Origin of the sequence: Streptomyces sp. R44 (assembly GCF_041053105.1) — a bacterium.
GTDB lineage: Bacteria > Actinomycetota > Actinomycetes > Streptomycetales > Streptomycetaceae > Streptomyces.
This window is the reverse complement of the sequence record NZ_CP163444.1, coordinates 6,350,731-6,374,339: the sequence shown is the minus strand read 5'-3', so window position 1 is coordinate 6,374,339 and position 23,609 is coordinate 6,350,731. Positions and strand designations below refer to the sequence as shown.

Genomic DNA, 23,609 nt, shown 5'->3' with positions numbered 1-23,609 from the left:
CGACGGTCAGACGGCGCCCGCGCCCGTCAGGGCCCGGGGGCGGGGGTCAGACGGCGCCCGCGCCCGTCAGGGCCCGGACCTCGGTCTCCGCGTGCCGGGCCTCGTCGGGCGGCTCGGGCGAGGTGACCGTACCGATCCATCCGGCCAGGAAGCCGAGCGGGATGGAGACCGCCCCCGGGTTCTGCAGCGGAAAGAGGTGGAAGTCGACGCCCGGGAACAGCGATTCGGGGCTCCCGGAGACGACCGGGGAGAGCAGGACGAGCAGCACGGCGGGGATCAGACCGCCGTACACCGACCAGACCGCGCCCCGGGTGGTGAACTTCCGCCAGAACAGTGAGTAGAGCAGCACCGGCAGGTTCGCGGAGGCCGCGACGGCGAAGGCCAGACCGACGAGGAAGGCCACGTTGAGGTCGCGGGCGAGCAGCCCGAGGCCGATGGCGGTCGCGCCGATCCCCGCGGCGGCGACCCGGGCCACCGCGACCTCGCTGTACTGCTTCGCGTGCCGGCGGCGCAGTGAGGCGTACAGGTCGTGGGCGACGGAGGCCGAGGAGGCCAGCGTGATCCCCGCGACGACGGCGAGGATGGTCGCGAAGGCGACGGCGGCGACGATCGCGAAGAGCACCGTGCCGCCGGTGGAGCCCGCGCCACCGCCGAGGTCGAGGGCGAGCAGCGGCACGGCGGTATTGCCGGAGGCGTTGGACGCGCGGACCTCGTCGGGGCCGATCAGCGCGGCGGCGCCGAAGCCGAGCACGATCGTCATCAGATAGAAGCTGCCGATGAGCCCGATGGACCAGACGACGGAGCGACGGGCGGCGCGGGCGGTCGGCACGGTGTAGAAGCGCGACAGGATGTGCGGCAGTCCCGCGGTGCCCAGGACGAGGGCGAGGCCGAGGCTGATGAAGTCGAGGCGGGCCGTCCAGTCCCCGCCGTAGCGCAGCCCGGGGGCGAGGAAGCCCAGGCCGTGCCCGCTGCGTTCGGCCGCTGTGGAGAGCAGGCTGTTCACATCGCCGTGGAAGCGGAGCAGCACGAGGACGGTGAGCGCGATCGTGCCCGCCATGAGCAGGACCGCCTTGACGATCTGGATCCAGGTGGTGGCCCGCATGCCGCCGAGCGACACGTAGATCACCATCAGCGCGCCCACGCCGATCACCGTCCACGAACGCGCCGCCTCGCTGGAACCGCCGAGCAGCAGCGCCACCAGGCTCCCGGCACCCACCATCTGGGCCACGAGGTACAGCACGGAGACGGCCACCGAGGACGTTCCGGCGGCGATCCGTACCGGGCGCTCGGCCATCCGCGCGGCGACGACGTCGGCCAGCGTGAACCGCCCGCAGTTGCGGACCAGTTCGGCGACCAGCAGGAGCACGACCAGCCAGGCGACGAGGAAGCCGACGGAGTACAGCATGCCGTCGTAGCCGTAGAGCGCGATCAGCCCGGAGATACCGAGGAACGAGGCGGCGGACATGTAGTCCCCGGCGATGGCGAACCCGTTCTCCAGCGGCGAGAACAGCCTCCCGCCGGCGTAGAACTCCTCTGCCGATCCGTGCCGGTGCCGGCTCACCCAGGTGGTGATCCCCAGGGTCACGGCGACGAACACGCTGAACAGCACGAGCGCCAGGGTCTGGTGGGTTCCGGTCACGGCTGCACCACCCCTCGGGTCATCTCCTGCGTGTCCCAGCGCAGTTCCAGCGCGGCCCGGTCCCTGCGCAGCCGCGCGTGACGCGCGTACGCCCAGGTCAGCAGGAAGGTGCTGAGGAACTGCCCGAGGCCCGCGACCATCGCCACGTTCACCACCCCGGCCACCGGCCGGGCCATGAGTTCGGGCGCGGCGGTCGCCGCCACGACATAGGCGAGGTACCAGAGGAGGAACGCCAGGGTGGCCGGGAAGACGAACCGGCGGTAGCGACCGCGCACTTCCTGGAAGGCGGGGCTCCGCTGGACTTCCAGATAGATCTCCGCCGCGCTGTGGACCCGCTGTCGCGGCACCGCTCCGGGGCGGCCGTCACCGGGCTCCTCGGGCGCCCCGGCCGTCCTCTCCTCGCCCCAGCCGGAGGCCGTCGCGTCGTACCAGGGGTCGTCGACCGCCATCGCCGCGGCGTCGCGCCCCTCCTGATTGTCCACCTGCTCCACCGGCCAACTCTCCTTGTCAGCGAACCGTTTCGGCCGCGTGCCCAAGGATGGACAGAGCGGGAAGATCCCGGACTCTTCTCCCCCCTCACTTCACCCCATCAGGTGACTCTCCTCCCAGGTGCCCTGACCAGACCGTGCTGATATGCGTATCGCACGGCCTGCGCCCGGTCGCGCACCCCGGTCTTCGCGAAGAGGTTGTTGATGTGGGTCTTCACCGTGGCCGTGGAGATCCGCAGCCGCCCGGCGATCTCCGGGTTGGACAGCCCGTCCGCGACCAGCACGAGCACCTCCGTCTCCCGCTCCGTCAGCCCGTCGGCACCCGGCCCGCCCGAACCGTCCGAACTCCCCGGCCGCACCCCGGAATCACCACCCGCCACCGCCCCGACCCCAGCCCCGGCCCCATACCGCTCCGACCGCACATCCCCTCCGAGCCCGGCACCACCCCGCCCGTCCCAGGCACCCCGCCCATCCCGGCCACCCTGCCCGTCCCGGCCGCTCCGCCCGTCCCGGCCACCCGGCTCGCCCCGCCCGCCCGGCTCGTCCCCACCGCCCGGCTCGTCCCGGCCACCCCACCCGTCCCGGCTGCCCGGCTCATCCCGCGCATCCCGCTGGTCCCGGCCGTCCTGAGCGGCCCGGTGCTCCCGCTGCTCCCGCTCCTCCCGGTCGATCAGCCGCTCGAGGAGGCGCCGCTGCACGGAGGGGGAGAGTCCCGCCCGCCCGTCGACCACGTCCCGCACGGCCCGCTCGATCTCCTCGCCGCCGGCGTCCTTGGTGAGATATCCGCGCGCCCCTGCCCGCAGTGCCGGGAACAGCGAGTCGTCATCGGCGTAGGTGGTCAGCACGACGACCTCCGTCCCGGGATGCCGGTCACAGATCCGGCGGGTGGCCTCGACGCCGTCGCAGCGGGGCATTCGCAGATCCATCAGGACGACGTCGGGACCGAGCTCGGCGGTGAGCGCGACCGCCTCCTCCCCGTCCCGGGCCGACCCGACGACCTCGATCCCCGGAAGCAGACCGAGCAGCATCACGATCCCCTCCCGCACCACGGCCTGGTCGTCGGCGACGACGACGCGTGCGACGCGGTCGCCGCCCGCGGCGCTCATGCCGGCACCCGCAGCCGCACCGTGAACCCGGCGCCCTCGGGCCCCGCGTCCAGGCTGCCGCCGAGCAGTTCGGCCCGCTCTCTCATGCCGAGCAGCCCGTACCCGGAGCCCGAGGACCCGAGCTCCTCCCCCACCCCGAGGCCTCCGTCCGTCCGGGGTGGCCCGGAGTCGCGTATCTCCAGGGAGATCTCGTCCCTCCCATAGGCGAACCGGATCCTGGTGCGGGCCCCCGGGGCGTGCTTGCGGACATTGGTGAGCGCCTCCTGCGCGACCCGCCGCACGGCCTGCGAGGCCTCGGCGGGCAGGTCCCGTCGCTCGCCGGTGACATCGACCTCGGCTCGGTCCTCCCTCGCCAGCTCCCGCAGGTAGTCCTCGACCGGTGCCATCTCCCCGCGCAGGGCCGAGAGCGCGTGCCGGGTCTCGGCGAGCCCCTCTCTGGCCATCGAACGGGCCGAGGTCACGAGCTTGAGGATCTCCGCATGGTCCGCCCCGGCCTCGATCTGAAGCCGTGCGACCTCCAGGTGCACCATCTGGGCGGAGAGACTGTGGGCGAGGACGTCATGTATCTCCCGGGCGATCCTGGCCCGCTCGGCGAGCGCCGCCGATGCGGCCTCCGCCTCCCGCGCGAGCCGCTCCTGCGCGAGCAGCTGGAACCCGGCACCCCGCGCCTCGGCGTCCAGCCGGAGCGAGTAGCCGGCGAGCAGCACGGCCGCCGTGGTGACACCGGCCCCGAGGATCCCGGTCTCGTCGGCCTCCACGAAGCCGGCCACGAGCACCGCCACGGTGGCCAGCCCCGCGGGGAGCGGGAGCCGTTCCATCGCCATGACCGAGACGATGATCCAGAGCACCGTCGCGGGCGTCGGGGCACCTGCCGCATAGGCTCCCAGGCCGCAGAGAGTGATCACCGCGAGCAGTCCCAGTGAGGCCGCCAGGCGGTTCTCCAGGGTCGTGTGGTGATACCGGATCGCCGCCACCAGACAGAGCCCGAAGCCCAGCGGAGGCAAAGGCGCGTACCAGCCGTCGAACGCTCCCGAGGTGTAACAGCCGGTCACCACCAGGACGCTGAAGCCCGCGATCATGGTGTGGTCGAGAACGATCCGCCCGCGGGGCACACCGACGCGGGTGAGCGCCTCCCGCGAGGGCCAGGAACGCCAGGAGGGCTTGTGCGCCACCGCGCTCCCCGCCCCTGCCCGTTCCGCCGCCCCCGTCGCCGGCCCTGTCCCTGCCCGCGGGCCGGTCCTCGTCCTCGTCCTCGTACCCGCGAATCCCGGATCGCGCTTCTCGCCCATGTCCGTCCCCCTCCGACATCTCAATGCTACGGAGAGTGGGCGATCGTGTGATCGGCCCGTGGGTGGAGCGCGTGGCTCCACCCACGGGTGGAGTTGCTCAGGCGTCGATGCGCGAGCGGTCCAGGGTGGCCGCCGAGCCGGTGATGAATTCCTTGCGGGGCGCCACGTCGTTGCCCATGAGGAGGTCGAAGACCTGCTCCGCCGCGTCCAGGTCGCCGATGTTGATCCGGCGCAGGGTGCGGTGCCGCGGGTCCATCGTGGTCTCCGCGAGCTGGTCGGCGTCCATCTCGCCGAGACCCTTGTAGCGCTGGATGGAGTCCTTGTAGCGGACCCCCTTGCGCTGGAACTCCAGGAGGGTCTGCCGCAGTTCGTTGTCCGAGTACGTGTAGACGTACTTGTCCTGGCCCTTCTTGGGCTGGACGAGCTCGATCCGGTGCAGCGGCGGCACCGCGGCGAAGACCCGGCCGGCCTCGACCATGGGCCGCATGTACCGCTGGAAGAGCGTCAGCAGCAGGCAGCGGATGTGGGCGCCGTCGACATCGGCGTCGACCAGGAGGACGATCTTCCCGTAGCGGGCGGCGTCGATGTCGAAGGTGCGGCCCGAGCCCGCTCCTATGACCTGGATGATCGCCCCGCACTCGGCGTTCTTGAGCATGTCCGAGACGGACGACTTCTGGACGTTGAGGATCTTGCCGCGGATCGGCAGCAGGGCCTGGAACTCACTGTTCCGGGCGAGCTTGGCCGTACCGAGGGCCGAGTCTCCCTCGACGATGAAGAGCTCGCTGCGCTCCACGTCGTCACTGCGGCAGTCCGCGAGCTTCGCCGGCAGCGAGGAGGACTCGAGCGCGGTCTTCCGGCGCTGCGCCTCCTTGTGCTGACGGGCCGCGATCCGGGTCCGCGCCGCGGCGACGGCCTTCTCCAGGACGGCGCGGGCCTGCGCCTTGGCGTCCCGCTTGGTGGAGGTGAGGAAGGCCTTGAGCTCCTTGGCCACCACGTTCGCCACGATCCGGCGGGCGGCGGAGGTGCCGAGGATCTCCTTGGTCTGCCCCTCGAACTGCGGCTCGGCGAGGCGGACCGTCACGACGGCGGTGAGCCCCTCCAGGGCGTCGTCCTTGACGATGTCGTCCTCGGCGACGCGCAGCATCTTGGCCGAGCGCAGCACCTCGTTCACCGTCTTGGTGATGGCCTGCTCGAAGCCGGAGACGTGGGTGCCGCCCTTGGGGGTGGCGATGATGTTGACGAAGGACTTGACCGTGGCGTCGTAGCCGGTGCCCCAGCGCAGGGCGACGTCGACCGCGAGCTCGCGGGTGACCTCGGTCGGGGTCATGTGGCCGCGCTCGTCGAGGACCGGGACGGTCTCCTTGAAGGTGCCCTGCCCGGTGAGGCGCTGGATGTCGCAGACGGCCTTGTCCTGCGCGAGGTACTCGCAGAACTCGCTGATGCCTCCGTCGAAGCGGAAGGTCTCCTCGCTCTTGCCGACGCCGGCCAGGTCCCGCTCGTCGCGGACGACGATGGTGAGGCCGGGGACGAGGAAGGCGGTCTGCCGGGCGCGCTGGTGGAGCGTCTCCAGGGAGAGCTTGGCGTCCTTGAGGAAGATCTGCCGGTCCGCCCAGTAGCGGATACGCGTGCCGGTGCGGGTCTTGGGGACGCGCTTGCCCTTGATGAGGCCGTTGGCCGGGTCGAAGGGGCTGTCGGGGCCCTGCTCGGTGAAGATGCCGGGGACACCGCGGCGGAAGGAGATCGAGTGGGTCGCGCTGTTCCGGTCGACCTCGACGTCGAGGCGGGCCGACAGCGCGTTGACCACGGAGGCGCCGACGCCGTGCAGACCACCGGAGGCCGCGTAGGAACCGCCGCCGAACTTTCCGCCGGCGTGCAGCTTGGTCATGACGACCTCGACGCCGGAGAGTCCGGTCTTCGGCTCGACGTCGACCGGGATGCCGCGGCCGTTGTCCTGGACCTCGACGGAGCCGTCGTCGTGGAGGATGACCTCGATGTGGTCGCAGAAGCCGCCGAGGGCCTCGTCGACCGAGTTGTCGATGATCTCCCAGATGCAGTGCATCAGGCCGCGGCTGTCGGTCGACCCGATGTACATGCCGGGGCGCTTGCGGACCGCTTCGAGCCCTTCGAGTACGAGCAGGTGCCGCGCGGTGTAGTTGGAACCGTCACGGTCTGCGGTCAGCAGCGCACTGGACGGCACGGACGTCTCGGCGGTCACGCGGTTCGCTCCTCGCTGAATTTGAAATCTGGCCCTGTGGGGTAGGGCCCGGCCTCGGTCACCGCTCAGAGGGTACCGATGCCTGGTAGAGCCGTTGTCACGCCACCCTCCCCGAATCCTCATGCTAGTCCAGCCTCGCATGGATGTTCGATCCCTCGATGGGGTGACGCGAACATCACGTTCCCTTCCAGGCATGAACCATTTAGGCTCCGGGCACGTCCTCATGAACAACCGGCAACCAAGCCGGGAGGGCTAACCGACACAAGCAACGCGAAATCCGTAGAGCGACGCAATACGGCTCATTCGCCGCCAACCGGCAGCAGACAGCCACCTTGGGAAGAAGTTTCAAGGAAAAGCCACGAGCGGGAACGTTTTCGGCCTGGTTGGATGTTGACCCTGGTACGACAGCTCGTCGAGCTAGAGAAGAGGCGACGTGACTACTGTTCTGACCCCCGCGAGCCCCCTGACGGCCGCTGACCGCTGCGACCGCTGCGGCGCCCAGGCATACCTGCGTGTCGTCCTGACCAGCGGAGGTGACTTGCTCTTCTGCGCCCACCACGGACGTAAGTTCGAGCCGGAACTCAAGAAGATCGCCGTTGAGATACAGGATGAGACGGACCGGCTCACCGACGTGCCGGCCCGCACGCAGGGCGAGGACCACGCCTGACGCGCCATCCACGACGAGCCCAGGGCCGGTCGCGCTGATCGGACGGCGGGCGGTCACCCCTGTTTCCAGGGGGTGGCCGCCCGTTCTCGTATCCCTCGACTCAGAAGCGTGCCGGGAGCACCTCCGAGACGCGTGTGTAGACGCCCGGGTTCTCGGCCTGCCCGCAGCCGCTGCCCCAGGACACCAGACCGACGAGGAGCCCCTTGGCCACCAGCGGGCCGCCGCTGTCGCCCTGACAGGCGTCCTTCCCGCCCTGCGGGTCGCCCGCGCACAGCATCGTCCCGCGCTGGTAGCGGACGCCGAAGCCGCCCGGGTACGCCCGCTCGCACGCCGTGTCCGGCAGCACCTGGACGCCTGCCGTCCGGAGTGTCGAGGCATAGGCCCCGTTGCCGGTCGTGTCGCCCCAGCCGTAGACGTCCGCCTCCGTCCCGGGCGCGTACGCCGTGTCTCCGGAGCGGGCGACACCGATCACGTACGACTGCGGCAGCGCGCTGACGAGCGTCAGTACGGCCAGGTCGCCGGCGTTCGTCGTCGGGTCGTAGTCGGGGTTGATCCAGGTGTCCGAGATCCGGACCTCCTGCCCCTCCTGTCCGCGGAGCGCCGCACGGCCCGCGATGACCACGAAGTCGCGCACCTCCCACGGCTCGCCGCCGAGCACCTCACGGCCGAGGCAGTGGGCCGCCGTGAGCACCTTGGTCGGGGCGACGACCACACCTCCGCAGAACTGCCCCGCGCGCGTACCCCCGAACCGGTCACGGCTGGACAGCGCCACGACCCACGGCGCGTCCGTGATCTGGGCCGGCCGGCCACCCACCACGACGCTGTCGGCGGCCACGGGACCGGCGGTGGCCAGCTGCCCGGCCGCCACGGTCATCAGGCCCAGAGCACCCGTCAATGCTCGGATGAGGGAACCACGCATGGAGCCTCCTGACTCTCGGGTGATGTCGGTTCACCCAGCGTCCAGCACCTGTCCCCGCCGTGCACCCGCGCAAAGCCGGAGGGCCCGGCTCCCCCTCTCGGGGAACCGGGCCCTTCCGTGTAGCGCTGTGTCCCTCGTACGGATCAGTCGAGGTAGTCGCGCAGGACCTGCGAGCGCGACGGGTGACGGAGCTTCGACATCGTCTTCGACTCGATCTGACGGATCCGCTCACGCGTCACGCCGTAGACCTTGCCGATCTCGTCCAGCGTCTTCGGCTGGCCGTCGGTGAGGCCGAAGCGCATGGAGACGACGCCCGCCTCACGCTCGGAGAGCGTGTCGAGAACGGAGTGCAGCTGCTCCTGGAGCAGGGTGAAGCTGACCGCGTCGGCCGGCACGACCGCCTCGGAGTCCTCGATGAGGTCGCCGAACTCGCTGTCGCCGTCCTCACCCAGCGGGGTGTGGAGGGAGATCGGCTCACGGCCGTACTTCTGGACCTCGATGACCTTCTCGGGGGTCATGTCGAGCTCCTTGGCCAGCTCCTCCGGGGTGGGCTCACGGCCCAGGTCCTGGAGCATCTGGCGCTGGACGCGCGCGAGCTTGTTGATGACCTCGACCATGTGCACCGGGATACGGATGGTGCGGGCCTGGTCGGCCATGGCGCGGGTGATCGCCTGACGGATCCACCAGGTGGCGTACGTGGAGAACTTGTAGCCCTTGGTGTAGTCGAACTTCTCGACGGCGCGGATCAGACCCAGGTTGCCCTCCTGGATCAGGTCCAGGAAGAGCATGCCGCGGCCGGTGTAACGCTTGGCCAGCGAGACCACCAGACGGAGGTTGGCCTCCAGGAGGTGGTTCTTGGCCCGGCGGCCGTCCTCGGCGATGATCTCCAGCTCGCGCTTGAGCTTAGGGGCGAGCTTGTCGGAGTTCGCGAGCTTGTCCTCGGCGAACAGACCGGCCTCGATGCGCTTGGCGAGCTCGACCTCCTGCTCGGCGTTGAGCAGCGGGACCTTACCGATCTGCTTGAGGTAGTCCTTGACCGGGTCGGCGGTGGCACCGGCGACGGCGACCTGCTGCGCCGGAGCGTCGTCCTCGTCCTCGTCGGACAGGACGAAGCCCTTGCTCTCGCCCTCGGTCTCCTCGTCCTCACCCTTGCCGGGAGCGACGTCCTCGAGGAGCTCCTCGCCCTCGACGAGCTCGTCGGCGTCCTTCTTGGACGTGGTCTTCTTGGCCGCCGTCTTCTTGGCGACGGTCTTCTTGGCCACCGCCTTCTTGGCGACGGTCTTCTTCGCGGCCGCCTTCTTGGCGGGCGATCCGGCCTCGTCGGCCGGGTCGGTGCCCTCGGCCGCAGGGGCCGCGGAGGCCGAGACGGTGGTCTTCGTCACGGTCGTCCTGGCGGTGACGGTCTTGGTGGCGGTGCGCTTGGCCGGGCTCTTCGCTGCGACGCTCTTGCGGGCGCGCTTCGGCGACTCCGCTGCACTGACCATCAGCGTCACACCCTCTTCCTCGAGGATCTGATTGAGGCTGCGCAGAACATTCTTCCACTGGGTTGGCGGAATCTGGTCAGCTTCGAAGGCCCGACGCACGTCATCGCCGGCGATCTGCCCATCAGCCTTTCCCCGCTCGATGAGCGCCATCACAGACTCGGACTCGGCGATCTCCGGCGGGAGCGTACGGGATGTGCTGGCCGACACGAACAACCTCTCGGAACGATGGAAACGGCTTCCGGCCCCGCCCTGGATCGGGCTGGAGCCGACGACCGTCGACGGGGAATGTGCCGACGGCGCGGGCTGGACCGGGGAACTGCACAGCGCCTCCACGGGCTGCTGTATTCCTTCCTCGGCTGTCACCTCTTAGGTCATCGCACGGCTCGGAGGAGTGTTACGCCCAATCTTCGTGGCCCGAGTCACACCCCATTTGCGACGAAACGGCCAGAGCGGTCGATCACGGCACATTCGCGCCGCCGGAACCCGGGCGCCGCCCGGGGAGACCCTGTCGGGCCCCCGGGTGGTGCTCGGACCCGGCGGCACGCGGTGCGTGCGCCTCCGCGCTCCCGGCCACGGCCCGCGGGTCAGTGTTCGCGGGGGGCGGGGACCACGCGCTCCACCTCGGGGTGGACCGTGAGCAGCTGCCGCATCGCGTTCTCGGCACCGTGGGCGTCCCCGGTGGCCAGCGCGTCCACGATCCGGGCATGGTGCGCGAGGCAGGCCTCGCTCGGCCGGTCACAGCCGGTGACGGGACCGCCGGAGACCTGGAGCGCGGAGGCGACGATGCCGGAGAGGTGCTCCAGCATGCGGTTCCCGGCCAGCTGGATGAGGAGGGTGTGGAACTCGGTGTCGGCCCGGGAGAAGGTGATGCCGTCGCCCTGGGCGAAGGCGTGCCCCATGATCTCGACCATGTCGGCGAGACGCTGCTGCACGTCCTCGCGGCCGTGCCCCGCGGCGAGGCGGGCGGCCAGGGGCTCGATCGTCCACCGCAGCTCGTTCAGCTCGCGGCGCTGGTCGTCGCGCTGCGGGCCGAAGGCACGCCACTCGATGATGTCGGGGTCGAGGAGGTTCCAGTCGCTGACCGGCCTGACCCGCGTACCGACGTTCGGGCGGGCGCTGACGAGCCCCTTCGCCTCCAGTACGCGCAGCGACTCGCGCACGACGGTGCGCGAGACCTCGAACCGCTGGCCGATCTCCTCGGGTACGAGCGGGCGGTCGGCCCCGAGGTCGCCGGAGACGATCATCTGGCCGAGCTGCTGGACGAGCTGGCCGTGCAGCCCGCGCCCCCGGTTGCCGGTGGTCCGGCGGCCGACGCGACCCAGGTCGGTGTCCACCCCCTCCCAGGAGGGCGGGCCCACGCGGCCGGCGGCGGGCGCCTCCGTGTAGGGGTAGCGGTCGAGATCGCCCGGGGCGCCGAGGCCGGAGTCGACGGGGCGGGCGGCGGTCATCATGGTGTGCGCAAGGGTACTCACGCATCCTTTGTCGGCGTTGCCTCCGTGACCCTTGAGGTCTTTGGTGAAAAGCACACGAAAGGGTGATCGGCACCCCCTACACAATTGACGATTAATCGGACATATACGGCAGATTTCAAGGCAGTTGACGGGGAACCGGAACCTTTCGGTCCACAAATGATCACCAACGGGCCTTGCGGCGAAGGCCGGTGAACACATAGGCGCAGAGCAGCCCTGTCAACGTCAGCGAGAGCGCCACCCCCGCGGGCTGACCGACCACCCTCAGCACCCCCGCCAGCCACCGGTCCAGGGCCGGGGACCACTGCGGGCCGGCGAACTCGCGCAGTCGCGCGGGAAGTCCGGCCGCCGAGCGCACCGACGGCCCCGTCAGCACCTTCTGCAGCAGCGGAACGAAGGCGACCGGCACCGCGAGCACCGCCGCCACTCCGGCCGCGGCGGCCCGGAACACTCCCGCGCCGAGCACCCCGGCCCACGCGCAGCCGACCACCAGACCGAGCCAACTCGCCGCGAGAGTAGGCCAGTTCTTCGGTACGGGAACCAACTCGCCGCCGTAGACGAACCGCAGCACCTCCAGGTCGACCGCCACGACGAGCACCCCGAGCGCAAGGGCGACGACCGCGGCGACGGCGAGCTTCGCGAGCAGCAGACCCGGCCTGCGGGGCACGGCTCCGCGCCCGGAGGTGAGCGCGGGATAGCGGTACTCCTCGCCGAAGGAGAACGCTCCGATCAGTCCGGCGCCGACGGCCGCGGGCGGCAGCGGGGAGATCGCGGGCCAGCCGGCGAGGACGGCGGGGAGCTCGGCGCGGCCGCCACGTCCGAGGAGCAGGGCGAGCGTCACGGAGACGAGCAGGACGCCGGCCACGACCAGCGGGGTGGACGGTACGCCCAGGAGCCGGTGGAGCTCGTAGCGCAGCGGTCGAAGCGGCGAGCGCGTGGGCCGCCGTGCGCCTCGCCTCCCTCCCGGAGCCTCCCGCCCCGCTCCCCCGGCCGCCGGCCCGACGGCCCGGCTACCGGGCTTCGCCGGCTCCTCGCCTTCGTGGGTACGCCGCGCCTGCCCGGCGGAACCACGGTCACGACCGGCAGCGGCGCCTCCGTCGCCTCCCCGCTCCTCGGCCAGACGGTGAACCGGTACGCCGTGACGGAAGGCGGTGTCGCCGACGGCCGCGCAGTCGCTGCCGTAGACGGACAGGCGGTTGCCGTCCTCGGCGACCACCTCGACGGCCCGCCGGGCGGCTCTGGCCTCCTGGGTCACGACCGCGGCCAGGCGCGCGGCGTGCGGCGTGCGGACGACGACCCGGGGGCGCAGCCGGGTGCGGGCGAACTCGACGGCGTCCTGGTCCGCGACGAGCCGGCCGCCTTCGAGGGTGACGACACGGTCGGCGTTGCGGGCGGCGTCCTTGGGGTCCTCCGTGGTGTACAGCACGGTTCCCCCTTCCGCGGCGTGCGCCCGCAGCAGCTCGTACAGCCATCCGCTCTCGGATACGGAGAGACCCGCGGCCGGCTCGTCGAGGAGCAGGGTGTGGGGGGCGCCCAACAGGGCCGAGGCGAGCCCGAGTCGACGGTCGGCGCCGATCGGCAGGGTGCCGATCCGACGGCGCTCCAGGCCGGTGAGCCCCACCGTGCGCACCAGCTCCTCGGCCCGGGCGGCGGGCACTCCCGTGGCGGCGCAGAGCATCCGGAGCTGGCCCCGGAGGGTGCGGGAGGGGTGCCCGGGGACGTCGCCGAGGAGTACGCCGACCTCGCGAGGGGGGTGGGCGACGCGGTGCAGCGGCCGGCCGCGGAAGTAGGTGATCCCACGGCCCGGCTCGAGTTCGAGCATGAGCCGGAGCGTGGTGGTCTTGCCGGATCCCCGGGGGCCGAGGAGAGCGGTCACGGCACCCGGCCGTGCCTCGAAGGTCAGATCGTCCACGGCGGGCGGGCGATCGCGGCGGGGAGTGCTGGTCAGTCCGATGGCCTGGAGCATCGCTTCTCTCGCGGTAGGTGACACCGCTCCGCGGCAGGGCGGCGCTACCGCAGCAAGATAACGCTACATTTCGGACTTTCCGCGCATGGTTGGCGCCCAGGGGTGCCGGATGCGCACGGCTCTCAGACCTCGGGGCGCAGCATCGGCGGGTTGAGAAGAGTGGCCCCACCTGCCCGGAAGAGCTGTGCGGGGCGCCCTCCCTGACGGGTCGTGGTGCCTCCGGCCGGGACCAGGAAGCCGGGCGTGCCGGTCACCTTGCGGTGGAAGTTGCGCGGGTCGAGGGAGACTCCCCAGACCGCCTCGTAGACGCGTCGCAGCTCGCCGACCGTGAACTCCGGCGGGCAGAAGGCCGTGGCCAGGGAGGAGTACTCGATCTTGGAGCGGGCACGCTCCACTCCGTCCGCGAGGATCCGGGCGTGGTCGAAGGCGAGCGCCCCCGGCCCTCCGTCCTCGGCCGCGGCGGCCTCGTCCTCGCCGAGGAGCTCCTCGACCGGGGCCCAGCGGGCGCTGTTCGCGTCGCCTCCGGCGCGCGGCGCGGGAAGGTCCGGCGCCAGCGCGAGGTGCGCGACGCTCACCACCCGCATGCGCGGGTCGCGGTCGGGCGCCCCGTACGTCGCCAGCTGCTCCAGGTGCGCTCCGTTGCTCGGCACGGGCGTCGGGGCGGCCGGATCGTGGGCGCAGAGGCCGGTCTCCTCGACCAGCTCGCGCGCCGCCGCGGCTCCCAGGTCCTCCTCCGCCTGCACGAAGCCGCCGGGCAGCGCCCAACGCCCCTGGTACGGCGACTCTCCTCGCCGAACGACCAGGGTGCACAGTGCGTGGCGCCGCACGGTGAGCACGACCAGGTCGACGGTCACGGCGAAGGGAGGAAAGGCCGACGGGTCGTAGGGAGGCATGCCGCGATCATAGTCGTCTTCCTGACGATAAACACGCCCCGCGGAAGCATCGGCTACTACTTCCTCACCACGTCGTGAGGCTTCCCTCGTCTCCGTGTCCGGCATCCCGTCACACCCCCAGCTGAAGGCCCTCTGCGGCCTCCTCGACCATACCGAGACCCAGCCTGCCGACCCGCACGGCGAAGGGTTCTCCGGCGACCACGAGCCCCGACAGACGGATCGCGCCGAGCGGGGCCGAGGCCAGCGGGTGCACCGAGACGGAGCCGCCCGGCACGTCGGGCCGGACGCCCGCGAGGGCGAGCAGCGCCTGGACGGCCCCGGCGGCCGCGACGGCCGCCGGCCGGCACGCCGCCGGGTGCGGCACCGGGCGTCCGCCCGTTGTCCGCTGTTCTCCCGCGTACATCTCGGGGAGCCGGTGGGTGAAGGCCTCCGCCGCGTCCAGCAGCCCCCGCAGCAGGGAGGCCGCCTCCTTCTCGTGCCCGGCGGCGGCGAGACCCGCCACCGCGACCGCCGTCTCGTGCACCCGGACCGCTCCGGCGCGGTGCCCGAAGGGGTTGTGCCCCGGCTCCTTCGTCCCGAGACCGCGCAGCCCCCAGCCGGAGTCGAGCGCCGGGGTGCCGAGCAGCCGGGCCACCTGTTCGGTCTGCGTCGCGCCCAGGAGGCCGGGAGCGTACCGGCCGCCGCCCAGCAGCCCGGTGTCGAGCAGGTGCGCGGCCCAGCCGCCCAGCTGGGGCCAGGTCCGGCCGTCCGGTGCGCGGGCGACGGCCGGGCGGCCGCCCGCCGGGTCGTCGAGCCAGAACTCCCGCCGGAACCGCTCGCGCAGGGTCCTGGCCGCTTCGCGCAGGGCGTCTCCCCCGGGCCGTCCGCAGTCGTCGAGGAGGTCGGCGCCGAGCACGGCGGCGCGGTGGGCGTGCGCCTGGGTCTCGGCCCGCCAGGGCCCGGCGGGCCCCGGGTCCGGCACGAGGCCGTTCCGGCCGGCCGTACGGCCGAGCCAGTCGAGGCAGCGCTCCGCCACGGAAAGCAGCTCCTCCAGGTCCGCGGACGGGAGCCCCCAGCGGCGGGCCTCGGCGAGCACGACGGGAAAGGCGAGGGTCGCTTCGATGCCGGTGCAGCGGGGCGGGAGGTGCGGGCCCGCGTCCCTGAGGGGCCCTTGGAGGCGGCCGGACTCGGCTCCGCCGCCGGAGAGTTGGGTGCGTCCGAGGGCGCGCAGGGTGGTGGCGGCGAGCCGGGTGCCGAGGGGCAGGGACATACGGGCCGCCCAGAGCGCTTCGGAGGTGACGGGTCCGCACCGCCAGGGGACACCGGCCGCGAGGTACACGTCCGCGGCGTTGGCCGGGTCGCGCTGGAGCAGGGCCCGCAGGTCCTCGACGGAGGCGCGGAGCAGTTCTCCCCGCCGCGGGTCGTCGCCCTCGGCGCGGGCCTCGGCCAGGAGGTGGCCGCCCGGCCGCCCCGAGCCGGCACCCGTGGAGGCGGTGGGCCGGGCGGCCGACGCCCCTCGCACGCGCAGCCGGAGGGTGAAGGCCGCTCCCGGTGCCAGCTCGGCTTCCCAGCGCAGCACTCCCGCCGCCGCCAAGGAGTCCATGGGCGGCGGGTCCGCCGTGACGGCGACGGATCGGCCGTCGGTGCCGGTCCACCGCAGTCCGGTGCCGTGGACGCTCGCGGCGATGTCGGGGCCGGTCCGCCCGGACGCCACCGCGCCCAGGTCCGCGAGATCCGTCCCCAGAGCGACTTCCACGGGGAGCCGCAGCGGCCGTGCCGCGGCGCTGCGCAGGGTGATCCGTTCGGTGCCGTCGGCGCTCCGGGTGCGTTCGACGGTGAGGGCGGGGTCGGGGCCCGCGTCCCCGGGGACGCGGAGGACCCCGAGGAACACCGCCCGGTCGGCGGCCGCCATGCGGCCCTGGAGCGCGACCGGTTCGCGTCCCGCCACCCGCAGGACGCAGCGGGACAGGAGCCGCCGCCCCGCCTCGTACACCCCCTCGGGTCCTTCCCCGGTGAGCTGGCCGTGCTCGGCGCAGACGGCGAGGGCGGGCAGGGCCACGCAGACGAGCGCACCGTGCACCGAGGGGAGTTCCGGGGGCCGCGTCGCGCGCGGGAACGCGATGCCGGCACCGGACGTGTGTCCGGAGGCGGGTCCGGGCGACTGGGTGGTGGGGCGGCCGGGGGCCGGGACGGGGCTGGGAGCCATGGCGGGTACGGGGTGCTCTCTGTGCGAACCGGTCGGCCGGCGGGGTGTCGGCGGGACGGTTCGTGCGACTCCGCCAGAGAGCTGAACGCGCTTGCGGGCGGCCGGGTCACGGTCGTCATCGGCCACTCCTGGAGCCGCGCTGCCCGCCGGGCCGCGGAGTCCCGCTCGCCGGCCTCCCGGTGGCGGGCCCGCCGGGGCGGACCCCGGCCCTCGCCCGGCGCTCGCCCCCACCGGTCTGACGCCCTGGCTTCCTGAGGCTCAGCGGGGTGCCCGGCCGGCGGCCGGCCCGCATCCGGACCCGCCGGGAAGGCGACGCGGCCTCCTGCTCCGAGGCGGCCCGGGCATCCCGCTCGCTCCTCAGACAGGAACGGAGCGACTCGGGGTCGAGGCCTTCGTTGCACGCCTGGTGCAGCAGCCGGGCGAAGACGTACTTCGGGTCGGCGTCGAGGGCGAGTCCGAGGGCGACCCGGGCGCTCGGCTCGTCGCCCGTGGACCAGGCCGTCCAGCCCGCGAGGGTGAGGGGCCCGGCGGCATACTCCTGGTAGGGCGTGACGCAGCGCCGGGCGAGTACGCGCCAGAGCCTCAGGGCGGCTGTCCCCTCCCAGCCCTCCATCCACTCGGCGGCGCGGTCCCGGGTGACCCGGTCCTGCAGGCCGAGGACGAGAGCGGCCGCCTCGTCAGCTGTGATCAGGGCGTCGTCCGCCGCGTCGTCCGCGGCCGTGGCACCGGCGGGCCGGCCGGGAGCGACCTGCCGCACCGGAGTCGCCGTGCCCAGCGCACCCACCGCGCCGGCCGCGCCCCTCGCCTCCTCCGGGCTGCCCGGGTTCTCCGGCCTCTTCGGGTTCACGAACCGGCGGAGGACCTCGCGGGCGAGACGCAGCGTCCCTTCGCGCACCTCTTTCCGTCCCCGCTCTTCGGCTCCTTCGAGAATCCGGGGGACGATCGAGGTCGCGGCCGCGTCGAGAGCGGCACGCTGCTCCTCGTCCGCGGGCCCGCCGCGCGGCTTCAGCCGGGCCTCCATGTCCCGCAGGGAGCCCCTCACCTGCATTCCGGCGTAGGCGGCGGCCGCCGCCATCACCGAGGTGCCGCTGAGCGCGAGCGGGGTGCCGTCGGGCGGGCAGCAGCGCTGGTCGGGGCAGCAGTACGAGAAGTACAGCCCGTCGGAGATGCACAGGGCCTCGTAGACGGGGATGTCGAGGGCCCCGCAGGCGGTCCGCAGTCGCTGTGCGAAGGGCCGCAGCCGCTCCATGACCCTGCGGCCCGTCTCGCCCGGCGCGGGGTCCTGGCACAGGAAGACGACGATGCCGTCCGGCCGGGCGCCGGACCGGGCACCTCCCTCGACGAGGCACTCGGCGAGGTGGTCCGCCGTGGACGCCCACTCCCGGGGCGAGCGCGGGATTCCGAGCCTGACCCGGCCCCCGAAGCGGCCGTGCTCGCCGTGGAGGGCGACCAGGACGACGGAGTCGGTGGGATGGAAGCCCAGCACGAAGGGCAGAGCGTCGGCCAGCTCCGCCGGGCCGCGCAGGGTGATTCGCTGGGTACGGGAGAGTCCACTGGATTCGTGGTGATTCGCGTTCATGGTCAGGACCGTCTCGCGATCTTCCGAAATCCGAAACCCCTGTGGATAACTCCTGGAACGGGGCATCCGCCCCATCGCCGAGTTGTCCACAGGTTCGCTCTCTCATTCGCGCGATGTCCGAGGCATCGGGTTGCATGGAGGCATGACCCAAGCAGCCCCGCTGGAAGACCGCGCCGCACTCCGAGCCGCCGCCGATGCCGTGCTCGCCCGTCTCGTCTCCGACCCGACCGGCAGGGCCAGACTGCGCGAGGACCAGTGGCGGGCCATCGAGGCCCTGGTCGCCGACCGGCGCCGAGCCCTGGTGGTGCAGCGGACCGGCTGGGGCAAGTCGGCCGTCTACTTCGTGGCGACGTCGCTGCTCCGTGAGCGCGGCAGCGGCCCGACCGTGATCGTCTCCCCGCTGCTCGCGCTCATGCGCAACCAGGTGGAGGCGGCGGCCCGGGCGGGCATCCGCGCCCGGACGATCAACTCGTCGAACACCGAGGAGTGGGAGACGGTCCAAGAGGAAGTCGCCTCCGGTGAGGTGGACGTGCTCCTGGTGAGCCCGGAGCGGCTCAACAATCCCGACTTCCGCGATCAGGTGCTCCCCCGGCTCGCCGCCGCCACCGGGCTGCTCGTGGTCGACGAGGCGCACTGCATCTCGGACTGGGGCCACGACTTCCGGCCCGACTACCGCCGACTGCGGACGATGCTGGCCGACCTGCCCGCCGGCGTTCCGGTGCTGGCCACCACGGCCACGGCGAACGCCCGGGTGACGGCGGACGTGGCCGAGCAGCTCGGCACGGCCGCGGGCACGGACGCCCTCGTCCTGCGCGGGCCGCTCGACCGGGAGAGCCTGAGCCTGGGCGTGGTCAGACTGCCGGACGCGGCACACCGCCTGGCCTGGCTCGCCGACCATCTCGGCGAGCTGCCCGGCTCCGGCATCATCTACACGCTGACGGTCGCAGCGGCCGACGAGGTCACCGCCTACCTGCGCCAGTGCGGGCACGTCGTGTCCTCCTACACCGGCCGGACGGAGAACGCCGACCGGCAGCAGGCCGAGGACGATCTGCAGGCCAACCGGGTCAAGGCGCTCGTCGCGACCTCGGCCCTCGGCATGGGCTTCGACAAGCCGGACCTGGGTTTCGTGGTCCATCTCGGGTCGCCGTCCTCCCCCATCGCGTACTACCAGCAGGTCGGCCGGGCCGGGCGAGGGGTGGAGCACGCCGAGGTGCTGCTGCTGCCCGGTCAGGAGGACGAGGCGATCTGGCGCTACTTCGCCTCGGTGGCCTTCCCGCCTGAGGAGCAGGTGCGCCGCACGCTCGACGTGCTCGCCCAGGCCGGCCGGCCCCTGTCCCTGCCCGCCCTCGAGCCGCTGGTCGAGCTGCGCAGGACCCGGCTGGAGACCATGCTCAAGGTCCTGGACGTGGACGGCGCGGTGCACCGGGTGAAGGGCGGCTGGGAGAGCACCGGGCGACCCTGGGTGTACGACACCGAGCGGTACGCCTGGGTGGCGCGGCAGCGGGCCGCCGAGCAGCAGGCGATGCGCGACTACGCGGCGGCCACCGGGTGCCGGATGGAGTTCCTGCGGCGTCAGTTGGACGACGAGGAGGCCGCTCCGTGCGGTCGCTGCGACAACTGCGCGGGGAGCAGGTTCGACCCGAAGGTGTCCGAGACGGCGCTGGACGCGGCCAAGGGCGAGCTGGGGCGGCCCGGCGTGGAGGTCGAGCCCCGGAAGATGTGGCCCACCGGGCTCGCCGCGGTCGGGGTCGACCTGAAGGGTCGTATTCCGCCCGGGGAGCAGTCGTTCGCCGGCCGGGCCCTGGGGCGGCTCTCGGACATCGGCTGGGGCAACCGGCTGCGTCCGCTGCTGGCCGACGGCACACCGGACGGGCCGGTGCCGGACGATGTCGTGCAGGCCGTGGTGCAAGTCCTGGCGGACTGGGCCAAGGGACCGGGCGGTTGGGCTTCCGGGGCGCCGGACGCGCCGGCCCGGCCCGCCGGTGTGGTCACGGTCGCCTCCCACCGCAGGCCGCGTCTGGTGGGTTCGCTCGGGCAGCGGATCGCGGAGATCGGCAGGATGCCCTTCCTCGGCGTGGTGGAGTACGCGCCGGAGGCGGAGGATCTCCGGCTTTCGCGGACCAACAGCGCCCAGCGGGTCGTCGGTCTGCAGCGGACCCTGACGGTCCCTCCGGACCTGGCGGGGCGTCTGGCGGGCGCGGGCGGTCCTGTTCTCCTGGTGGACGACTTCTCCGACACCGGCTGGACGCTGGCAGTGGCGGCGCGGCTGCTGCGACGGGCCGGAGCGGAAGGGGTGTTTCCGCTGGTGCTCGCCGTCCAGGGGTGAAACAGGAGGGGGAACGGGGAGTGAACAATGGGCAACTGGGCAGGGATATGAGTGGCATACCGACTCAATCCCGTCAGCGGTCTCAATTGCTCGTTGCCGCTCGCGCACGGGCCCGCAAGAATTGGGAAACCGCCCCGCACGGCCCGTCAGCGGTCCGGAAGGACTGTGCTGTGGTGCGCCCTCACCCGACCTTGCCCGCCCAGCGGGCGCGTATCCGAAGGGAGGACCGTGACCCTCGGATTCGCTCCGCCCACAGCCGCCTCGCTCAGATCGTCGTCCCAGTCCGCCAGCCGCCTCGCTCGGATGCTCGAACCCGCCGAGTGGGCCGCGGCGGGGATTCCCCTGCTAGGCAACCCTCGTGAGGTCGTCAGCGGCCTTCATTCCCGGCACGCGCCCACGCCCTCGACGGCGGTCATCGCCGTCCTGGACCACGAGGAACGGCTCGCCGCCAGCGCCTCGTTCGTCCGCCGCCCCGTCGCGGCGGACGGCTGGGAGTTCCGCAACGCGCTGCTCGCGCATCTGCGGCGGGTCATTCCCCATGACCTCCGGAGACGCGCGCCCGTGCGGACCGCGGTCCTGCTGTACTGCCGCGAGGGCGACGAGCGTTGGACGGAGGAGGACGGAGCCTGGATGTGGGGGCTCCGGGACGCCTGCACCTTGCATGGACTCCGCTGCGGCGCGTACATCACGCTGACCGGAGGAGGCTGGCAGGTGCTCGGCGAGGGCCGGGGAGGCCGGCGGCCGAGCTCCGACTCGCTGCCCCTGCCGCTGGGTGACGGGCCGGCCGAACTCGGCCTGCTCACACCGAGAACCGCGAGCGGCGCGACCGAACCCCTGCGCCGGGCGGCCGCACGCTGATCACGCGGGCCGCGACAGGCCGCCAAGGCTAGATCGCACCGGGCCCCCGCCGGGCCCGGTGGGGGCCGGCGGAGGGGCGGTCGGTCAGACGCCGGAGCCGGTTCAGACGCCGGCGCCGGCTCCGAGGAGCGCCGTGATGCGCTGCGGGTCACCGCAGACGACGAGCAGCGCGCCCGCGCGGGTCATCGCCGAAGGAAGGGCCCGGGCGGCCGTCTCCTCGTCTCCGCCGTTGACGGCGACGATCACCACGGGGCGGGCGGAGGCCCGCTCCACGGCGGCGGCGTCCGCGAAGAACACGTCGTCGGCGCTGTCCTGTTGGGCCCAGTAGGCGGCCTCGCCGAAGGACAGCTCGTGGGCCGCCCACGGGTGCGGGTCACCGGTGGTGAGGACCAGGATCTCGCCGGGCGCCCGCCCGCTCTCCAGGAGCAGGTCCAGGGCCTCCTCGGCGGCGTCGAGCGCGCCGTCGACCGGGGCCGGGATCAGCTGGAGCTGCGGAGTGGTCCGCTGGTCGGAACGATTCTCCGGGCGCTTGGCCGGAGACTGCCCGGCACCGGGGTTGGGGTGCGGTGCCGGCGCCGCGGGCCTGGCCGGGCCGGGACCGGGGCGTCCGGGACGCGGAGAGGCCGCGGAACGCGGGCCGGGTACGGGACGGGGGGTCGACGCGGGGCGGCCGGCGGCCGCGGTGGCGCGGGGACCCTGGGCGCTCTCGTGAATCTGAGGCTCCTCGGGGATGAGAGGCATGAATGGATGTCTATCAAACGCCGCTGCGCGGAGCACCGGCGGGTGGGCACACATGTGCACCCCGGCCGCGTGGACGGCCCTCGGACAGGGCCCCCGTGACCGGAAGTTCAGAAGTCGAAGCCGAGTTGGCCCCCGCTCTCCAGCGCGGCCGCCTCGGCGGAGAGGCGGACCTTCTTGAGGTGACGCCACTGGGGCAGCGCGTCCAGGTACGACCAGGAGAGTCGGTGGTACGGGGTGGGCCCCAGCTCTTCGAGCGCCGCCTTGTGGACCGGCGAAGGGTAGCCCGCGTTGGCGGCGAAGGCATACGCCGCATACGGGCCGCCCTCGGCCTCCAGCTCCGCCATGAGGGCGTCGCGCCGGACCTTCGCGATGACGGAGGCGGCCGCGACGGCGACGCAGGACTGGTCGCCCTTGATCACCGTACGGACCCGCCAGGGGCTGCCGAGGTAGTCGTGCTTGCCGTCCAGGATCACCGCGTCGGGCCGCACGGGGAGGCCTTCGAGGGCTCGGACGGCCGCGAGCCGCAGGGCCGCGGTCATCCCGAGTTCGTCGATCTCCAGCGGAGAGGCGTCGCCGAGCGCGTACGCGGTGACCCAGCCCTCGAGCTCCGCGGCCAAGGCGTTCCGGCGCTTGGGGGTGAGCAGCTTCGAGTCGGTGAGCCCCTCGGGGGGCCGGCGAAGGCCGGTGACGGCCGCGCACACCGTGACGGGGCCGGCCCACGCCCCGCGTCCGACCTCGTCGACCCCGGCGACGATCTTGGCGCCGGTGGTGGCTCGGAGCGACCGCTCGACGGTGTGGGTGGGAGGTTCGTACGGCATGGCGCCAGACAGGTTACGCCGCCTGATGCCACCCGCGATACCCGGATTCGCCACAGACGCCCGGAGGCCGGTCGCAGCCGGCCCGAATCCTCACCCGGCAGCCCCTCACCCTGCCCGTCCCGGAGGACCCCGAGCCGCCCCCAAGCCACCCACGAGCCACCCCCGAGCCGTCGTCCCCGAGCCGCCCCCCAGCCGCTCCCAACCCGCTCCCAAACCTGATCAGGCACGCAGCAGAGGCACCATGATCCGGTCGATGACATCGGCGATCTCATGGTCCGGCCATTCGCTTCCGCACACCTTGGACCGGTACATCATCATGGCGGGAATGACATCGAGGACGAGATCGTCGATCGCGTCGGCGCGCACCTCTCCGCGCGTGATTCCGCGCCGCAGCACATCCCGGAAGAGACGCTTGGACGGTTCGATCACACCCGTCTCGATCAGCCCATGGAATCGCTCGGCAGCCTCGGCATCGCATTCGTGAAGCACGGAACGCAGGGCGAAGCCGGGCTTGGAGTACATGACGTCCCGGACCTGGCGGCACAGCTCATACAGATCCTCACGCACACGACCGGTGTCCGGAGCCTCGTCGAGCGTCGGCAGTCCGGCCTGGAGGGCATCCGCGACGAGGTCTTCCTTCGACGGCCACCGGCGGTACACCGCCGCTTTGCCCGTCTGCGCACCGACCGCGACACCCTCCATCGTGAGGCCGCTCCAGCCGACACTGCCCAGCTGGTCGAGCGTGGCCTCCAGGATCGCCCGCTCGAGCACGGGGCCGCGGCGTCGCAGCGCCGCCCCCTCCGGCCGGGCGGCGGCCGTGGAGCGCGAAGTAACCATCAGGATCTCTCCGTTGACGCGATTCGATTTGTCGGCAGTGCTCAGTGAACGGTTGCGTTCACTGAGGGGGACTCACTACCGTGGCGAACAGTGAACGGGTGCGTTCACTAATTCTTCCGTGGGGGATCCA

At 72.5% G+C, this 23,609-nt stretch carries 17 protein-coding genes and 2 pseudogenes; 3 read left to right on the top strand and 16 right to left on the bottom strand.

Translation table 11 applies throughout. From position 1 onward, the window contains the following. Nucleotides 1-46: 46 nt before the first annotated feature. The 6 genes and pseudogenes from AB5J54_RS29655 to AB5J54_RS29630 form a co-directional block, all read right to left on the bottom strand. Nucleotides 47-1,639, bottom strand: coding sequence for a cation acetate symporter (locus tag AB5J54_RS29655; protein ID WP_369146960.1), 1,593 nt, complete (start codon nucleotides 1,637-1,639; stop codon nucleotides 47-49). Beyond that, on the bottom strand, nucleotides 1,636-2,121 hold the full coding sequence (locus AB5J54_RS29650) for a DUF485 domain-containing protein (protein WP_369149496.1): 486 nt from the start codon (nucleotides 2,119-2,121) through the stop codon (nucleotides 1,636-1,638). The genes AB5J54_RS29655 and AB5J54_RS29650 overlap by 4 nt, the downstream gene beginning before the upstream one ends. A gap of 107 nt (nucleotides 2,122-2,228) precedes the next feature. After that, nucleotides 2,229-2,444, bottom strand: a pseudogene (locus AB5J54_RS29645) (response regulator transcription factor); the annotation flags it as partial. Nucleotides 2,445-2,798: 354 nt separating this feature from the next. Then, nucleotides 2,799-3,233: pseudogene (locus AB5J54_RS29640) on the bottom strand (response regulator transcription factor); the annotation flags it as partial. Beyond that, nucleotides 3,230-4,405, bottom strand: coding sequence for a sensor histidine kinase (locus AB5J54_RS29635; protein ID WP_369146959.1), 1,176 nt, complete (start codon nucleotides 4,403-4,405; stop codon nucleotides 3,230-3,232). The gene AB5J54_RS29635 and the pseudogene AB5J54_RS29640, both read right to left, overlap by 4 nt. A gap of 214 nt (nucleotides 4,406-4,619) precedes the next feature. Then, on the bottom strand, nucleotides 4,620-6,737 hold the full coding sequence (locus tag AB5J54_RS29630; RefSeq protein WP_369146958.1) for a type IIA DNA topoisomerase subunit B: 2,118 nt from the start codon (nucleotides 6,735-6,737) through the stop codon (nucleotides 4,620-4,622). 433 nt (nucleotides 6,738-7,170) lie between these two features. Between AB5J54_RS29630 and AB5J54_RS29625 the strand changes: the two genes are divergently transcribed. Next, nucleotides 7,171-7,404 (top strand): hypothetical protein, encoded by a 234-nt coding sequence (locus AB5J54_RS29625; protein ID WP_017237643.1) that lies wholly within the window; start codon nucleotides 7,171-7,173, stop codon nucleotides 7,402-7,404. A gap of 100 nt (nucleotides 7,405-7,504) precedes the next feature. Here AB5J54_RS29625 and AB5J54_RS29620 read toward each other — a convergent pair whose 3' ends face one another. From AB5J54_RS29620 to AB5J54_RS29590, 7 genes are all read right to left on the bottom strand, one after another. Further along, nucleotides 7,505-8,323 carry a serine protease gene (locus AB5J54_RS29620; protein WP_369146957.1) on the bottom strand — a complete coding sequence of 273 codons (819 nt, stop codon included), beginning with the start codon at nucleotides 8,321-8,323 and terminating at the stop codon, nucleotides 7,505-7,507. Nucleotides 8,324-8,466: 143 nt separating this feature from the next. After that, on the bottom strand, nucleotides 8,467-10,014 hold the full coding sequence (locus AB5J54_RS29615) for an RNA polymerase sigma factor (RefSeq protein WP_369146956.1): 1,548 nt from the start codon (nucleotides 10,012-10,014) through the stop codon (nucleotides 8,467-8,469). A gap of 377 nt (nucleotides 10,015-10,391) precedes the next feature. Beyond that, the gene (locus AB5J54_RS29610; RefSeq protein ID WP_369146955.1) at nucleotides 10,392-11,279 is read right to left on the bottom strand and encodes a FadR/GntR family transcriptional regulator; all 888 of its coding nucleotides are present in this window, start codon (nucleotides 11,277-11,279) and stop codon (nucleotides 10,392-10,394) included. A gap of 160 nt (nucleotides 11,280-11,439) precedes the next feature. Continuing rightward, on the bottom strand, nucleotides 11,440-13,242 hold the full coding sequence (locus AB5J54_RS29605; RefSeq protein ID WP_369146954.1) for an ATP-binding cassette domain-containing protein: 1,803 nt from the start codon (nucleotides 13,240-13,242) through the stop codon (nucleotides 11,440-11,442). A 122-nt stretch (nucleotides 13,243-13,364) separates the two neighbouring features. After that, nucleotides 13,365-14,135, bottom strand: a complete 771-nt coding sequence (locus AB5J54_RS29600) for an NUDIX domain-containing protein (RefSeq protein WP_369146953.1) — start codon at nucleotides 14,133-14,135, stop codon at nucleotides 13,365-13,367. Nucleotides 14,136-14,244: 109 nt separating this feature from the next. Then, nucleotides 14,245-16,320 carry a glycogen debranching N-terminal domain-containing protein gene (locus AB5J54_RS29595; protein ID WP_369146952.1) on the bottom strand — a complete coding sequence of 692 codons (2,076 nt, stop codon included), beginning with the start codon at nucleotides 16,318-16,320 and terminating at the stop codon, nucleotides 14,245-14,247. A 115-nt stretch (nucleotides 16,321-16,435) separates the two neighbouring features. Beyond that, nucleotides 16,436-17,899 carry a DUF4192 domain-containing protein gene (locus tag AB5J54_RS29590; protein ID WP_369146951.1) on the bottom strand — a complete coding sequence of 488 codons (1,464 nt, stop codon included), beginning with the start codon at nucleotides 17,897-17,899 and terminating at the stop codon, nucleotides 16,436-16,438. A gap of 142 nt (nucleotides 17,900-18,041) precedes the next feature. Here AB5J54_RS29590 and AB5J54_RS29585 point away from each other — a divergent pair, with 142 nt between their 5' ends. Next, complete coding sequence (locus AB5J54_RS29585) at nucleotides 18,042-20,225, top strand: RecQ family ATP-dependent DNA helicase (RefSeq protein WP_369146950.1); 2,184 nt, start codon at nucleotides 18,042-18,044, stop codon at nucleotides 20,223-20,225. A gap of 228 nt (nucleotides 20,226-20,453) precedes the next feature. Further along, nucleotides 20,454-21,083: a hypothetical protein gene (locus AB5J54_RS29580; RefSeq protein ID WP_369146949.1), complete on the top strand. Its 630-nt coding sequence runs from the start codon at nucleotides 20,454-20,456 to the stop codon at nucleotides 21,081-21,083. Nucleotides 21,084-21,185: 102 nt separating this feature from the next. On the opposite strand, the gene AB5J54_RS29575 is transcribed toward AB5J54_RS29580, so the two are convergent. The 3 genes from AB5J54_RS29575 to AB5J54_RS29565 form a co-directional block, all read right to left on the bottom strand. Beyond that, entirely contained in the window at nucleotides 21,186-21,824 is a 639-nt protein-coding gene (locus tag AB5J54_RS29575; RefSeq protein WP_369146948.1) for a hypothetical protein, read from the bottom strand. A gap of 107 nt (nucleotides 21,825-21,931) precedes the next feature. Then, on the bottom strand, nucleotides 21,932-22,642 hold the full coding sequence (locus AB5J54_RS29570) for a ribonuclease HII (RefSeq protein WP_369146947.1): 711 nt from the start codon (nucleotides 22,640-22,642) through the stop codon (nucleotides 21,932-21,934). Between the two features lie 219 nt (nucleotides 22,643-22,861). Beyond that, nucleotides 22,862-23,479, bottom strand: a complete 618-nt coding sequence (locus AB5J54_RS29565) for a TetR/AcrR family transcriptional regulator (RefSeq protein WP_369146945.1) — start codon at nucleotides 23,477-23,479, stop codon at nucleotides 22,862-22,864. Between the last annotated feature and the right edge of the window lie 130 nt (nucleotides 23,480-23,609).

Bases quoted from the DNA above. Each gene is read 5' to 3' on its own strand.
- AB5J54_RS29620 (WP_369146957.1), bottom strand. From the start codon at position 8,323: ATGCGTGGTTCCCTCATCCGAGCATTGACGGGTGCTCTGGGCCTGATG.
- AB5J54_RS29605 (WP_369146954.1), bottom strand. From the start codon at position 13,242: ATGCTCCAGGCCATCGGACTGACCAGCACTCCCCGCCGCGATCGCCCG.
- AB5J54_RS29600 (WP_369146953.1), bottom strand. From the start codon at position 14,135: ATGCCTCCCTACGACCCGTCGGCCTTTCCTCCCTTCGCCGTGACCGTC.
- AB5J54_RS29595 (WP_369146952.1), bottom strand. From the start codon at position 16,320: ATGGCTCCCAGCCCCGTCCCGGCCCCCGGCCGCCCCACCACCCAGTCG.
- AB5J54_RS29590 (WP_369146951.1), bottom strand. From the start codon at position 17,899: ATGAACGCGAATCACCACGAATCCAGTGGACTCTCCCGTACCCAGCGA.
- AB5J54_RS29585 (WP_369146950.1), top strand. From the start codon at position 18,042: ATGACCCAAGCAGCCCCGCTGGAAGACCGCGCCGCACTCCGAGCCGCC.
- AB5J54_RS29575 (WP_369146948.1), bottom strand. From the start codon at position 21,824: ATGCCTCTCATCCCCGAGGAGCCTCAGATTCACGAGAGCGCCCAGGGT.
- AB5J54_RS29570 (WP_369146947.1), bottom strand. From the start codon at position 22,642: ATGCCGTACGAACCTCCCACCCACACCGTCGAGCGGTCGCTCCGAGCC.
- AB5J54_RS29565 (WP_369146945.1), bottom strand. From the start codon at position 23,479: ATGGTTACTTCGCGCTCCACGGCCGCCGCCCGGCCGGAGGGGGCGGCG.